Below are 13,962 nucleotides of genomic sequence, written 5' to 3' on the forward strand. Positions count from 1 at the left end.
CTACAATCAGCGCGAGCACCAGGGTTGTTCCCATTCGGTCTCTGGCCTGCCGCTGAGCGCGATCATTCTGAACAGAAATTTCGTCATTCGCAACGCAAATGGCATGCAAATCATGCCCTGCCTCGGTCCCGGCTGTCAAACGAGCCGCACGCCGAAAACTACCCGTCTGCCCCGGCCTTGACCAACGAGCCGACCTTCTCACCACACACCACCCGACGGATGTTGCCGTGCACGCCGAGGTTGAAGAGCGAAATGGGAATCTTGTTGTCGCGGCACAGACTGATGGCCGCCGCGTCCATGACCTGAAGGTTGCGCTCGAGCATCTGCTGGAAGGTCACCTCCGGCAACAGCTCGGCGTCGGGATGGGTCCTCGGGTCAGCGGTGTAAATGCCGTCCACATTGGTGGCCTTGAGCAGGATCTCGGCGCGGATCTCGTTGGCCCGCAGGGCGGCGGCGCTGTCGGTAGTGAAGAAGGGGCTGCCGGTGCCGGCGGCGAAGATCACCGCCCGTCCCTTCTGCAGGTGCCGGATGGCCCGGCGCCGGATAAAGGGCTCGGCGACGGCGCGGATGTCGATGGCGGTCTGCACCCGGGTCTCGACCCCTCGCTTCTCCAGGGCGTCCTGCAGCGCCAGGGCGTTGATCACCGTCGCCAGCATGCCCATGTAGTCGCCGGTCACCCGCTCGATGCCGCGGTGGCTGGCGGCGAGACCACGAATGATGTTGCCGCCGCCGATGACGATGGCCATCTGCACCCCGAGGTGGTAGACGTCGCGGATCTCGTCGGCGATCTCCGAAACGATCTTCTCGTCGATGCCGAAGCTCTTGTCGCCCATCAGGGCTTCGCCGGAAATCTTCAGCAGAATACGGCGAAACGCCGGCTCAGCACAGGCCGAGCCGGCGTTCTCGGGAGAGACTGCCTCTTTGGACTGGGCCTCTCCAGACTGGGTCTCCCCAGCTAGATTTTCTCCGGACTGGCTTTCTTCAGTCTGGGGCATCGGAGGGTCAAGCCCCCTGAGCCTGCGCCATGACCTCCGACACGAAGTCGTCGGCCTTCTTCTCGATGCCCTCGCCGAGAACGAAGCGGGCGAAGCGCCGCACCTGAATGTTCTCGCCGATCTTGGCGACCCGCTCGGCGATGTACTTCTCGACGCTCAGGTCGGGATCCTTGACGAAGGGCTGCTCCAGAAGCACGGTCTCGGAGTAGTACTTACCCATCTTGCCTTCGACGATCCGGTCGACGATGTTCTCGGGCTTGCCGGACTCCAGGGCCTGCTCGCGGAAGATCTTGCGCTCGCGCTCCAGGTCGTCGGCGGTCACCTCCTCGCGACGCACGTAGCTCGGAGCGGCGGCGGCGATGTGCATGGCGACATCGCGCACCAGAGCCTGGAACTCGTCGGTACGGGCGACGAAGTCGGTCTCGCAGTTGACCTCCACCAGCACGCCGATCTTGCCGCCGGCGTGAATGTAGGAGCCCACCGCGCCCTCGGCGGTCACCCGGCCGGCCTTCTTGGCCGCCGAAGCGAGGCCCTTCTTGCGCAGCAGCTCGATGGCGGCATCAATGTCGCCGTTGGCCTCCTCGAGCATCTTCTTGCAGTCGAGCATGGGAGCGCTGGTGCGCTCGCGCAGCTCCTTCACCATCTGAGCGGTAACCTTCATGGTCCTTATCTCTCCTTGCTAGCGCACAAAAAGGTCAGTCGGCCCTGGAAGCTTAGATCTCGAGGGCTTGCTGACCTTCTCGCACGGAGCCCGGCGTCGCCGCCGAGCCCTGCTCTATATGTCTTTCCGTGCTCCGAGAATCCACCGCCGGAGCTAGGCGGCCCGCTATCGAGGGATGCCCGTCAAGCGGACGCCGCGTCTTTGGCGGCTTCAGCGGAAGCGGCCGCCTCGACGGCTTCAGCCGCCGCCGCCACTTCCTTGGCCTGGATCATCTTCTCCTGCTGCAGATGCTTGGCGCCCGCGATGTAGGCGTCGGCGATGCGCGAGGTGAAGAGTCGAATGGAGCGAATCGCGTCGTCGTTCCCAGGAATCGGGAAGTCGATGAGCTCGGGATCACAGTTGGTATCCACCACCGCGATGACCGGAATGCCCAGCTTGTTGGCCTCGGCGACGGCGATGGACTCCTTCTTCGGATCGATGATGAAGAGGGCGTCCGGAAGCCGCTCCATATCCCGCACACCGTCCAGGTTGCGAGACATCTTTTGGCGATCGCGCTCGAGACGCAGCAACTCTTTCTTGGTCAGACCGCTGTCCTCGTCCGCCAGCCGCGCTTCGGTCTCCTTCAAACGCTTGATGGAGTTGCGAATGGTGACGAAGTTGGTCAGGGTGCCACCGAGCCAGCGGTGAGTCACGTAGAACTCGCCACAGCGCTGCGCTTCCTCCGCGACCGCGTCCTGCGCCTGGCGCTTGGTGCCGACGAAGAGGATCCGCTTGCCGTGAAGGGCCAGCTGGGTCACGTACTCGGAAGCGGAGCGGAAGAGCTTGAGCGTCCTCTGCAGGTCGATGATGTAGATCCCGTTGCGCTTGCCGAAGATATAAGGCTTCATCTTCGGGTTCCAACGGCGGGTCTGGTGACCGAAGTGGACACCACCCTCGAGGAGTTCTTTCATGGAAACTTGAATCAAGGTACCAGACCTCCTCAGCGCTTGCTGAACTGATAGCGGGCGCGGGCGCCCTTCTGTCCATACTTCTTGCGCTCTTTCTTTCGCGGATCACGGGTCAGAAGCCCTGCCGCCTTGAGCTTCTCGCGCAGCTCGCCGTTGTACTCCACCAGAGCACGGGTGATGCCGTGGCGGATGGCTCCCGCCTGACCGGCGGAGCCGCCACCCTTGACGGTGACGTAGACGGAGAATTTGTCCACCGTCTCGGTCAGGGTCAGGGGTTGCTTGATGATCATCTTCAGGACTTCGTCCGGAAAGTAGTCGTCGAGGTCGCGGCCGTTGATGTTCACATCACCGGTGCCGGGACGTAGGAAGACACGCGCCGTGGCGGTCTTGCGCCGGCCGGTGCCATAGTGCTGAAGCTGGCTCAAGGCTGGTTCTCCTCTCTAGGCTCGCGGCGTCAGAGCGCCGCCGCGATATCGAAGCTCTCGGGCTTCTGGGCCCCGTGGGGGTGCTCGCTACCGACGTACACCTTCAGCTTGCGCAGCTGACGGCGTCCCAGTCGATTCTTCGGCAGCATTCCCCAGACGGCGCGCTCTACCATCCGCTCCGGACGCCGGTCCCGCAACTCGCGGGCGGTTTCCGATTTGATGCCCCCGGGATACCCACTGTGGCGATAATAGGTCTTCTGGTCTTCCTTGCGTCCCGTCAAAACGGTCTGCTCGGAGTTGATCACGATTACGAAGTCACCCACGTCCACGTGGGGCGCGTAGGTCGGCTTGTGCTTGCCGGTGAGCAAGCGGGCTACGTTGGCAGCCAGTCGGCCCAGCGGAATACCGGCGGCATCGATTACCACCCAGGATCGGTCGATCTCGTCCCGCTTGGGGCTATACGTCTTGGTCGTCATCTTGGCGCTCCACGCTTGCGTGCTGTCTGACTCGTGCTTGCTGCTTGCTGTCGGAACCGTGCTCGCCGGCCTGGCTCTCGGGAACCGCCGGGGCAATCCCGTTGCGGCTCTCTATTCGGCCTCTTGTCTCTTTTCGGCTGTCGATGGCGGTCTCGAGGAACCGCGAAGAGCCGCCTGGGCGGCACAGATCCATTGCTCTTCGCGCTTAGACGCAAAGAGCCTTAGACGATAGGCCGTGGAGGGTGATTTGTCAAGAGGCCCGACCGCAAGAAAGTTCTCACCCACCCCTCCGGATGGCGTGGACGGAGCCGGCTATTGCTATGCTCTGCGCGAAGGCTGGCTACGGCCACCGAATGGGCCGCTGGGGCTTGCTCTCCCCTTTGGGCTCACCTGCTCGCAAGATCTTCAATCATACTACGGACAAAGAATCATGGCGACAATTCTGGACGGGAAGAAAGTAGCGGCGGAAATCCGAGCCGAGGTAGCGGAGGCTGTAGAGAAGATGGTGGCGGCGGGGGCTCGGCCGCCGGGACTGACGGCGGTGCTGGTAGGTGACAATCCGGCCTCCCACGTTTATGTCGGCAGCAAGGTCAAGGCCTGCCGGAAGGCGGGCATCGTCAGCCAGACCGTCGAGCTGCCCGCTTCGGTGAGCGCCGGCGAGCTCACCGAAGCCGTCCAGAAGCTCAACGCCGACGACGCGGTGGACGGCATCCTGATCCAGCTGCCCCTCCCCGACGGCCTGCCGGAGCGCGCCATCCTCGAGCAGGTCAGTCCCGCCAAGGACGTGGACGGCTTTCATCCGGAGAATATCGGCCGGCTGTGGGCGGACGAGGAAGGCTTTGTCCCGGCGACCCCCGCCGGCATCATGGAGATGCTGCGCCGCTACGAGATTCCCCTGTCGGGGCGCAACGCGGTGGTGGTGGGGCGCAGCCTCATCGTCGGCAAGCCCATGGCGGGGCTCCTGCTGCGGGAGAATTGCACCGTCACCGTCTGCCACTCCCGGACCCGCAATCTGCAGGAGGTCTGCCGCGGCGCCGACATTCTGGTGGCGGCGGTGGGCCGGCCGGCCATGCTCGGCGCCGAACATGTGGCGGAGGGTGCGGTGGTCATCGACGTGGGCATCAACCGCATCACCGACGCCGCGGAGGTGGAGCGCCTCTTCCCCGGCAATGAGAAGCGGCGGGCACGGTTCGAGAAGAAGGGCTCGGTGCTGGTGGGGGACGTGGACTACACCGCCGCCGTCGCCCGGGCCTCGGCCATCACCCCGGTTCCCGGCGGCGTCGGCCCCCTGACCGTCGCCATGGTCATCGCCAACACCCTCACCGCCAGTCGGCGGCGTCAAGGCCTGGATCGCCAGGAGCTCGGCTCCAACCCCACCAAGGGCCAGGCTTGAGCCGTCCGCTGCTGGTAGGTCTCACCGGCGGACTGGCCAGCGGCAAGTCCACCGTCGCCGGCTGGCTCGGGGAGCTGGGATGCACCGTGCTCGACGCCGACCGCCTGGTGGCGGAGCTCTACCGCCCCGGCGCTGAGGGTGCCCAAGCGGTGGAGCGCCTCTTCGGCCCCGAGGTGCTCACCGCCGACGGCGCCGTCGACCGCCCGAAGGTCGCCCAACGCGTCTTCGCCGACGACGACGCCCGGCGCCGGCTGGAGCAGGCGATCCACCCGCTGGTGGCCCAACGCTTCGTCCATCACACCGAGGAGGCGGAGGGCATCCTGATCTACGAAGCCACCCTGCTGGTGGAGGCCGGGCGGGCGGATGAATTCGACCTGGTGGTGACGGTGGAAGCGGACGCCGATCGGCGCCTGCGGTGGGCCGTCGAGCGGGGCTTGGACGAAGAGAGCGCCCGGGGCCGGCTCCGAGCCCAAGGCGACGGCACCCAGCGCCGCGGGCGGGCGGACCGGATCCTGCAGAATGACGGCTCGCTGGACGACTTGCGCCACGAGGTGGAGAAGCTCCTGGCGGAGCTGGAAGCCTGGCACGCTTCGTTCCATGCCGCTGAGGACGGCCCTCTAGCCGGCGTCTTCTTGGTCACCGGCAACCCCAACAAGCTGGCGGAGGCCCGACGCTTGGTAGGCGAAGGCCTGCGGGGGCTCGCCCTGGATTTGCAGGAGATCCAATCCCTCGACCTGGCGGAGATCCTCGAGGTCAAAGGCGACGGCGCCGCGGCAGCGAAGCCGGGAGCCTCGGTCATCGTAGAGGACGTGAGCCTGGAGCTGGACGCCCTGGGAGGCTTCCCGGGACCGCTGGTGAAGTGGATGCTCCAGGCCGTAGGCCCGGAGGGTATCGCCCGCACTGTCCACGCCCTGGGCAACCCCGCCGCTACCGCCCGCTGCGCTCTCCTGCTGGATACCGGCACTCGCCGGGTGCGCGCCGAAGGTGTGGCCCGGGGCAGGATCCTGAAAGCCCCAAGGGGAGACGAAGGCTTCGGCTGGGATCCAATCTTTCTCCCCGACGGCGAGGAACGCACCTACGCCGAGCTCCCCCCCCGGCGCAAAGACGCCATCGCCCACCGCGGGCTCGCCTGGCGGGCACTGGTGGCGCGACTGGCGGCTACCGCTGCACCCGATAAGGCTCCACCGGATCGCTGAGCCCCCGCAGGCGCATCTCACCGAGAGACTCGGTGGGGATCTGGCCGGCGAGGAGACGGTGGGTTTCGGGGCCGATGATGATCTCGCCGCCGCCCGACGCCTGCTCCTCGAGGCGGGATGCGACGTTCACCGTGTTTCCCAGCACCGTGTAGTCGACACGACGGTTGCTGCCGATATCCCCCACCACCACCGGTCCGCTATTGAGGGCCACCCGCACCACCAGGGGCGACTGACCTTGCTCGCCCCGGCGCTGATTCCAGCGGTCCACTGCATTGAGGATCTGCTGCGCTGCCCGGACTCCCCGGAGGGCATGGTCCGGCTGCTCCATGGGGGCACCGAAGAAGGCCATGACGCAATCGCCAATGAATTTGTCCAGAGTGCCGCCGGCGGAGAAGACCGCCTCTGCGGCCTCGGTGAAGAAGCCTTCCAGCAGCTGCGCCAGCTCCTCCGGTGACAGGCGTTCCGCCAGCGCCGTGAAGCCCACCAAATCGGCGAATAGCACCGTCACCTCGGCGGTGCGCAGATGAGTGGCGGCCTCCTCATCGGCGGGGATCTCACTGCGGCGCATCACCTCCTCGATCACCGCCGGCGAGTGGTAGCGCTCCAGGCGGCCGCGCCAGCGCCGCTCCGTCTCTACCCGCTGGGCGTAGCGTAGACGCTCCACCGCCACCGCGGCGTAATTGGCGACGGCGGTGAGGAAGTCCAGGTCGCTTTGATCGAAGGTGCCGACCCGCACCGGAGAATCCACCTGCAGCACGCCGATGATCCGCTCTCCGGACCACAGCGGCACGCTCATGGCGGAGCGGATCTGATGCAGGCGGATGGATTCGCCGGTGGTCCAGCGCTGGTCCGACATGGCGTCGAAGGTGAGCAACGCCACCTGTTCCCGGATCACGGTGTCTAGGATGGTGCGAGAGACCGGCACTTCGCGTTCGGGACGCAGCTCCGTATGGTCCCCGGACCGTGCCAGCTGACAGCTGATCTTGCCATCGTCGTCCTGCAGCAGGATGAAGCCGCGATCCACCGCCAGGGCGTCGAAGATCAGGCTCATTGCGTGGGTCAGCACCTCGTCGACACTGCCCGCCTTGAGCAACGAGCTCGCCAGCCGGGTGAGGAAGCCGACGATGCGGTGAGCCCGGTCCGGATCCTGAGGTGCCGACGCCGGCTGGGGCTCGCTGCCGGCCAGCCCGTATTGGGCGGTGAAATCCGCCAGCGGCCGCACGATGGTGGCGCCGCTGACTCCCGACAGCTCTCCCAGATTCTGGCCCCCGAAAGCCTGGATGGAGCCATCGGTCTCGCTCCCCCGGTGATCCTTACGATCGCCGTCCGGGGTGAGCCTGCCGCGGACCGTGTCGCCGTCGGCGCGTCGCTCCATGACGATCTCGTCCGGCAAGGTCTCCTGCGAAGCCCGCACCGACGGGGCAGCGTCCTCGCGCCCGTCCTCCGCCACTACCCGCAGCTCGAAACACCCCACCGTCAACACGTCCCCGACGCTCAAGGGAGCCTCTGACACCGTCTTGCCGTTGAGCACCAGACCGTTGGTGCTGGCCAGGTCGTGCACCCACCACTGCCCCTGCCGAGGACGAATCACGGCGTGGCGCCGGGAGACGGAAAAGTCCGAGAGGACGACGTCGTTCTCGGTGCCGCGGCCCATCAACAGCTCCCGATCGAGGAGCGGGAACCGCTGCTCACGGTCGTCGATGAAAGTGCTCAGTTGCATTCGCCGCGATCACTTCACCCCATGAGGGTCAACAGCACCGCTTTCTGGGCATGGAGGCGATTCTCCGCCTCGTCGAAAATCCGACTCTGAGGTCCGTCCGCCACCCCCGCACTGACCTCCTCGCCGCGGTGGGCGGGCAGACAGTGGAGGAAGATCGCGTCGTCCTCAGCGTGCTCCATCAAAGCTTCATTCACAGTGTAGCCGGTGAAATCCCGAATTCGCTGGGCAGACTCTTCTTCCTGCCCCATGGAGGCCCAGACGTCGGTATACACCGCCGAGCAGCCCTCGACCGCCGCCACCGGGTCGGTGGTGATCTGAATCGAGGTCCCCGCCGCCTCCGCGTCCTGCCGGGCCAGCTCCAGGTAGGGCGGCGCGCAGCCATAGCCCTCGGGCCCGGCGATGGCGATGTCCATCCCCACCTTGGCCGCCCCAAAGAGCAGCGAATGGGCCATGTTGTTGCCGTCTCCGATGTAGGCGAGCTTGCGGCCCCGGAGGTCGCCGAACTCCTCCCGCAGGGTCAGCAGATCCGCCAACACCTGACAGGGATGGAGCTCGTCGGTGAGGCCGTTGATCACCGGCACGGTGCCGTATTTCGCCAGATCGACCACGTCCTGGTGGGCGAAGGTGCGAGCCATGATGCCGTCGAGGTAACGCGACAGCACCTGCGCCGTATCGGATACGGTTTCCCCCCGGCCGAGCTGGATGTCGCGGCTGGAGAGGAACAGCGCCTGGCCGCCCAGCTGGTACATGCCCACTTCGAAGCTCACCCGGGTGCGGGTGGAGGATTTTTGGAAGATCATCCCCAGGGTCTTGCCTTCGAGAGCGGTGCGGTACTTCCCCGGGTGCGCCTTGAGCTCGAGCCCGAGATCGAGCAGCTCGCCCACCTGGTCCGCGGTGAGATCGTGGAGTGAGATGAGATGACGGTAGGACATCGAATCGGGCCTCCTCAACAAAGCCGGAGAAGCTCTCCGGCCACCTTCTGCGATGGAACCCTGCGAGGCGGAGATCCGGTGGGCTGCCTCAGGCGCCCAGGGGATCCCGCTCCAGGGGCATGGTCATACAACGGGGCCCGCCACGGGCCCGGGAAAGCTCGCTGGCGCGCAGGGCCACCACCGTCGGCCCTTGCCCCACCAGCTCGACTCCATCCTCCAACGCCTGAGCGTCGGTGAGCACCCTCCAGCCGCGGCGCGCCAGCTCCTCCAGCGTGCGCCGGTTGCGCTGATAGATGCAGATCAGCCCCGGCGCCATGGCGAAAGCGTTGGCACCATCGGTCCACTGCTCGCGCTGTTGGAAGAGCAGATCCTCCCCACCGCCGCAGGGGACGATCTCCACCGGCATCCCGTGCGCTTCCAGCGCTCGCCGCAGGGACTCCCGCGGCGCGAAGGACAGCTCCGGAGCCTCCAAGTCCACCTCGTAGACCCGGCCCGACTCCGCCGTCCCCGTCTCCACCACCGGCAGGTAGCCCAGGCACTGCCCCTCGTCGATGAAAGTGAAGACGGTGTCTAGATGCATGTAGGACCGCTTGGCCGGCAGCTGCACCACCAACAGGTTGCGGAAGGAAGTCTCGTGAGAGCGCAGGTGCTCCGCCAACACCTCGACGCCCAACATATTGGTGCGCGCGCTGACGCCCACCAGAATCACTTCCGGGCTGGCCACCAACACGTCCCCGCCCTCCAGGTAGGGGTAGGGATACCCCATGATGTGCTCCGGCGCGTTGGACGCCGGCGCCCCGATGGACCAGATGTCCTCCGCCTGCGACAGAGCGGGATGATGCTCGAAGAGAAGGCGGGAGAGGAACGGCTCCCGCTCCCGAGCGTCGGTGGCCATGGAAGCGATGAGCACCCGGTTACCGAAGACCACCTGGGGATCGCGCTGGAAGAAGTAGTTGGGCAGCGGCGCCAGCTCGAAGAAGTGCGGTGTCCGGGTGCGGCGTTCCGGCTGGGACTCGCGGACACCACGGATCAGCACCGCCGCCAGCTCCCTGGTCTCCAGCTGCTCGAGAATGCGGGAGCTCTCCTCCCGAAGCCCGTAGTCCCGCCGCAGCACTTCGAGAGCGGAATCCCGCACCGCCGAATCCACCAGCACATCCGCCAACAGGTCCTCCGGGTCCAGAGTCTCCACCCCGGCCTTTTGGAGCACTCGGCAAAAGCGGTCATGCTCGCGCTGAGCACTCCTGCTGTCGAGGATGTCGTCGAAGAGCAGCCGCTCCATCATGCTCGGCACCATCCAATCGATGGCGCGCCCGGGGCGATGCACCAGGACTCGGCGCAGGCGCCCTATTTCGCTGTCGACTCGCAGACTCATGGAATGACTTTCTGGCCGAGAAGTTACCGTTCGGCCGGGTGGTGTGAGCACCGGGATCATACCAGAGGCCAGAGCCTCCGGCGAGATGTCCCAGACCGGGGCGGAGCCTGCTAGCATAGCGCCGCATCGAGCGTCCCTCGCTTAGACCTTTGGCCCGTGACCATGCCGCCCCTCCTCCACTCCCCGAATCACCCCCGGTGCGCTCCGCCGCCGACTCGCTCCAGGCTCGCCGCCGGCTTGTCTCTGCTACTCGCCTGCCTGCTGGCCACCACCGCCGGTTGTGAGCCGCCCCCACGGACCCCACCGCTGGCTCCGGGCATTCTGTTCATCGCCGTCGACGATCTCAACGATTGGATCGGCCCCCTCGGCGGTCACCCCGACGCCCGGACCCCGAACTTCGACCGGCTGGCGGCGCGGGGCATCACTTTCACCCGCGCCTACACGGCTTCCCCGGCCTGCAATCCTTCTCGCTCGGCGGTGATGACCGGCCTGCTCCCCACCAGCACCGGTGTCTACCTCAACAACCAGCCCCTACGCTCGGCGGTGCCGGAAGTGGTAACCCTGGCCCAGCGGCTGCGCCAGGAGGGCTTCGTCACCGCCGAGGCGGGCAAGGTACTCCACGAACCGGACCCCCTCAGCTGGATGGAGCGCCAGCCGCCGAGCCGCGACCCCGAGCCCCCGGGGCGCCCCATCAACGGCCTCGATACCGACCGCTTCTTCGACTGGGGGCCACTGGACCAGCCCGCCTCTGCCCTATCGGATTACAAAGTCACGGAATGGGCCGCCCAATGGCTCGCCAAACGCGGCGACGAGCCCTTCTTCCTCGCCGTCGGCCTGGGCAAGCCCCACCTGCCGTGGTTCGTACCGCAGGAATACTTCGAAGCCCTACCGGATGCCGGAGTTCGGCTGCCGGAAGTGCTCGAAGGCGACCTGGATGATGTCCCCCGGGGCCGGGCGATGAATATTGCCGATCCCCAAGGCGACCACCGGCAGGTGCTGGAGAACGGCCTGTGGCCCCAGGCGGTGGCCTCGTATCTCGCCTCGGTGCACTTCGCCGACGCCATGGTGGGGCGGCTGCTGGACGCGCTGGAGGCCAGCCCGGCGGCGGAGCGCACCATCGTCATCCTGTGGAGCGACCACGGCTTTCACCTGGGGGAGAAGGAGCATTGGCGCAAATCGACCCTGTGGGAAGAGGGAACTCGAGTGCCGCTCTTCATCTCCGCTCCCGGCGTCACCACCCCGGGCTCCGTGTGTCACCGGCCAGCGAGCCTCCTGGACCTCTACCCCACCGTGCTGGACCTGGTGGGGCTGCCCCTGCAAGCGGTCTTGCCCCAGATTCCCGGAGGCTCGTCTCCCCAAGATCAGTCTCCCGAAGACTCTTCCCCCAGCATAACCACCGGGCTGCTGCCGGAAGGCAAATCCCTGGTGCCCTGGCTGCGAGACCCGGAGCGCCAGGGCGCCGGGCCGGTGCTCACCATGCTGCGCCGGGACTTCAGCGTGCGCAGCGAGCGCTGGCGCTACACCGACTATGTGGGCCAGGGCGAAGAGCTCTACGACCATGCCAAGGATCCCAACGAGTGGACGAACCTCTTGCACAATCCGGGCGGATCGGTGGATCCGGCGGTGCAGAAGATCCGTCAGGAGCTGTCCCGCTTCATCCCCACCGACTTCGCTCCCGACGGCCCCAAGGCGCGGCGACCGCCGGAGGATGGGCCGATCCCGCCCAAACCCAAGAACCCCAAGAACCCTGAGAACCCCAAGAACCCTGAGAACTCCAAGAACCCCGAGAGCTCCGACGACCCCGAGAACCCTGAGCCTCCCCATCCGAAACGGTAGAATGCCCTCAATGAGCTCCAAAAATCCGATGTCCGAGGCACCCCAGAATCCTCTCCACGAGCGCTACGCCTCGCGGGAGATGGCGCACCTCTTCACCGCCCGCCATCGCTACCGCTGGTGGCGGCGGCTGTGGATCGCCCTCGCCGAGTCCCAGCAACAGCTGGGCCTGCCCATCACCGATCGCCAGCTGGCGACCCTCCGGCGGGTGGCGGACGATCTGGATCTGGCCCGGGTGGCGGAGATCGAAGCCCAGACCCGCCACGACGTGGTGGCCCATCTGCGCCACTTCAAAGAGCAGGCGGACGCCGCGGACCCCGAGGCCGGCGCCGGCGGCATCCTGCACCTGGGCGCCACCAGCGCCTTCATCACCGACAACACCGATGCGGTGCTGCTGCGGGAGGGCTTGGAGCTCCTGCGCCAACGCCTCGCCGCCGCCCTCCGCGCCCTCGCCGCCTTCGCCCGCGAGCACGCCGACGTTCCGACCCTCGCCTACACCCACTTCCAGCCCGCCCAGCTGACCACCGTCGGCAAGCGCGCTTGCCTGTGGGCTCAGGATCTGCTCCTCGACCTGCAGGAGGTGGAACATCGGCTGGATCGGCTCCGCTGCCGCGGCGTCAAGGGCACCACCGGCACCCAGGCGAGCTACCTCACCCTCTTCGACGGCGACCACGAGAAGGTCCGCGCCCTCGATCGGGAGCTCGCTCAGCGCCTGGGCTTCCGCGCCGGCTTCACCCTCACCGGCCAGACCTACTCTCGCAAGCAGGACACCGCCGTGCTCCACGCCCTCGCCGGCATCGCCGAGAGCTGCCACAAAATGGGCACCGACCTGCGCCTGCTGCAGGGCGTGGGGGAGCTCTCCGAGCCCTTCGACGAGCACCAGGTGGGCTCCTCCGCCATGGCCTACAAGCGCAACCCCATCCGCGCCGAACGCATGTGCGGCCTCGCCCGCCGGGTGATCACGGACAGCCTCAACGGCCCCTTCACCGCCTCGGTGCAATGGCTCGAGCGCAGCCTCGACGACTCCTCCAACCGTCGGTTGGTGATCACCGACTCCTTCCTCGGCTGCGACGCCGTCATCGGCCTCGCCGGTCACCTAGCCTCCGGGCTGCGGGTGCGCCGGACGGTGATCGAGGCGCGCATCTCTCGGGAACTCCCCTTCATGGCCACCGAGACGCTGCTGATGCAGGCGGTGTTGCGGGGCGGCGACCGCCAGGATCTCCACGAGCGCATTCGCCGCTACAGTCTGGAGGCCCAGGAAGCGGTGGAAGCCGGCGGCGCCAATCCCCTCATCGATTCCATCGTCGGCGATGCCGACTTCCGCCTCGGTGCTGAAGAAGTGCGCTCCTGGCTCGATCCCCAAGCGTTCACCGGCCGCTCCGCCCAGCAGGTGGAGGAATTCCTCGCCCAGGACCTGGAGCCCGCCATCGCCGACCTGGAAGGCGCCGCCGCCGAGGCGCCGAGGGTCTAGGTCGTGGCGTGGGACCCTTCGCCGATGGTGCCGGGACGATCGCTCCCGCTGTCTGTCGCAGGGCAACGCTTTGCCCCCGGCCCTTCCCCATCAGGCCCCATCCGTCTCGCGCTCTTCCTGGTCAGCCTCTTGATGATCAGCAGCTGGCTCGCCGGCTGCAGCGCCCGCCGCCCCGCGGAAGGCCCCGACCGCAAGGTGGTGGACCGCGGCATCGCCTCCTGGTACGGCGGCAAGTTCCACGGCCGCCGCACCGCCAACGGCGAGGTCTACGACATGAACGCCCTCACCGCAGCCCACAAGACGCTGCCCTTCGGTTCGGTGGTGGAGGTGGTCAACCTCGACAACGGCCGCTCCGTCACCGTGCGCATCAACGACCGCGGCCCCTTCGTCCGCGGCCGGGTCATCGACCTTTCCCGGGCCGCCGCGAAGAAGATGGGCCTCATCGGCCCCGGCGTAGCCAAAGTCGAGGTAGTCCTCATCACCCCACCCCAACCGGACCACTACGCCCTCCAAGCCGGCGCCTTCCGCGACGCCACCCGCG

Annotated in this window: 14 protein-coding genes; 6 read left to right on the top strand and 8 right to left on the bottom strand. The window is 66.9% G+C overall.

Annotation, left to right across the window (positions count from 1 at the left end):
- A partial coding sequence (locus SX243_20430) for a hypothetical protein (GenBank protein ID MDY7095350.1) occupies positions 1 to 181 on the top strand: 181 nt, incomplete at its 5' end.
- Here SX243_20430 and pyrH read toward each other — a convergent pair.
- From pyrH to rplM, 5 genes are all read right to left on the bottom strand, one after another.
- Positions 159 to 995, bottom strand: coding sequence for a UMP kinase (gene pyrH / locus SX243_20435; protein ID MDY7095351.1), 837 nt, complete (start codon positions 993 to 995; stop codon positions 159 to 161). The genes SX243_20430 and pyrH overlap by 23 nt on opposite strands.
- A gap of 7 nt (positions 996 to 1,002) precedes the next feature.
- Positions 1,003 to 1,656, bottom strand: a complete 654-nt coding sequence (gene tsf, locus SX243_20440) for a translation elongation factor Ts (protein MDY7095352.1) — start codon at positions 1,654 to 1,656, stop codon at positions 1,003 to 1,005.
- A gap of 182 nt (positions 1,657 to 1,838) precedes the next feature.
- Positions 1,839 to 2,621: a 30S ribosomal protein S2 gene (gene rpsB / locus SX243_20445; protein ID MDY7095353.1), complete on the bottom strand. Its 783-nt coding sequence runs from the start codon at positions 2,619 to 2,621 to the stop codon at positions 1,839 to 1,841.
- Positions 2,622 to 2,635: 14 nt separating this feature from the next.
- On the bottom strand, positions 2,636 to 3,028 hold the full coding sequence (rpsI, locus tag SX243_20450; GenBank protein ID MDY7095354.1) for a 30S ribosomal protein S9: 393 nt from the start codon (positions 3,026 to 3,028) through the stop codon (positions 2,636 to 2,638).
- A 29-nt stretch (positions 3,029 to 3,057) separates the two neighbouring features.
- Complete coding sequence (gene rplM, locus SX243_20455; GenBank protein MDY7095355.1) at positions 3,058 to 3,504, bottom strand: 50S ribosomal protein L13; 447 nt, start codon at positions 3,502 to 3,504, stop codon at positions 3,058 to 3,060.
- 430 nt (positions 3,505 to 3,934) lie between these two features.
- Here rplM and folD point away from each other — a divergent pair, with 430 nt between their 5' ends.
- Positions 3,935 to 4,897 carry a bifunctional methylenetetrahydrofolate dehydrogenase/methenyltetrahydrofolate cyclohydrolase FolD gene (folD, locus tag SX243_20460; GenBank protein MDY7095356.1) on the top strand — a complete coding sequence of 321 codons (963 nt, stop codon included), beginning with the start codon at positions 3,935 to 3,937 and terminating at the stop codon, positions 4,895 to 4,897.
- Positions 4,894 to 6,093 carry a dephospho-CoA kinase gene (coaE, locus tag SX243_20465; GenBank protein MDY7095357.1) on the top strand — a complete coding sequence of 400 codons (1,200 nt, stop codon included), beginning with the start codon at positions 4,894 to 4,896 and terminating at the stop codon, positions 6,091 to 6,093. The genes folD and coaE overlap by 4 nt, the downstream gene beginning before the upstream one ends.
- Here coaE and SX243_20470 read toward each other — a convergent pair.
- From SX243_20470 to SX243_20480, 3 genes are all read right to left on the bottom strand, one after another.
- Positions 6,056 to 7,813 (bottom strand): adenylate/guanylate cyclase domain-containing protein, encoded by a 1,758-nt coding sequence (locus SX243_20470; protein MDY7095358.1) that lies wholly within the window; start codon positions 7,811 to 7,813, stop codon positions 6,056 to 6,058. The genes coaE and SX243_20470 overlap by 38 nt on opposite strands.
- A 14-nt stretch (positions 7,814 to 7,827) precedes the next feature.
- Positions 7,828 to 8,745, bottom strand: coding sequence for an ornithine carbamoyltransferase (gene argF, locus SX243_20475; GenBank protein ID MDY7095359.1), 918 nt, complete (start codon positions 8,743 to 8,745; stop codon positions 7,828 to 7,830).
- Positions 8,746 to 8,833: 88 nt separating this feature from the next.
- Positions 8,834 to 10,117 carry an arginine deiminase family protein gene (locus tag SX243_20480; GenBank protein MDY7095360.1) on the bottom strand — a complete coding sequence of 428 codons (1,284 nt, stop codon included), beginning with the start codon at positions 10,115 to 10,117 and terminating at the stop codon, positions 8,834 to 8,836.
- A 237-nt stretch (positions 10,118 to 10,354) separates the two neighbouring features.
- Between SX243_20480 and SX243_20485 the strand changes: the two genes are divergently transcribed.
- From SX243_20485 to SX243_20495, 3 genes are all read left to right on the top strand, one after another.
- Positions 10,355 to 11,953, top strand: a complete 1,599-nt coding sequence (locus tag SX243_20485) for a sulfatase (protein MDY7095361.1) — start codon at positions 10,355 to 10,357, stop codon at positions 11,951 to 11,953.
- Positions 11,954 to 11,981: 28 nt separating this feature from the next.
- Positions 11,982 to 13,421 carry an adenylosuccinate lyase gene (gene purB / locus SX243_20490; GenBank protein ID MDY7095362.1) on the top strand — a complete coding sequence of 480 codons (1,440 nt, stop codon included), beginning with the start codon at positions 11,982 to 11,984 and terminating at the stop codon, positions 13,419 to 13,421.
- 132 nt (positions 13,422 to 13,553) lie between these two features.
- On the top strand, positions 13,554 to 13,962 hold a 409-nt coding region (locus SX243_20495), incomplete at its 3' end, for a septal ring lytic transglycosylase RlpA family protein (protein ID MDY7095363.1).

The organism is Acidobacteriota bacterium (assembly GCA_034211275.1).
Lineage (GTDB): Bacteria > Acidobacteriota > Thermoanaerobaculia > Multivoradales > JAHZIX01 > JAGQSE01.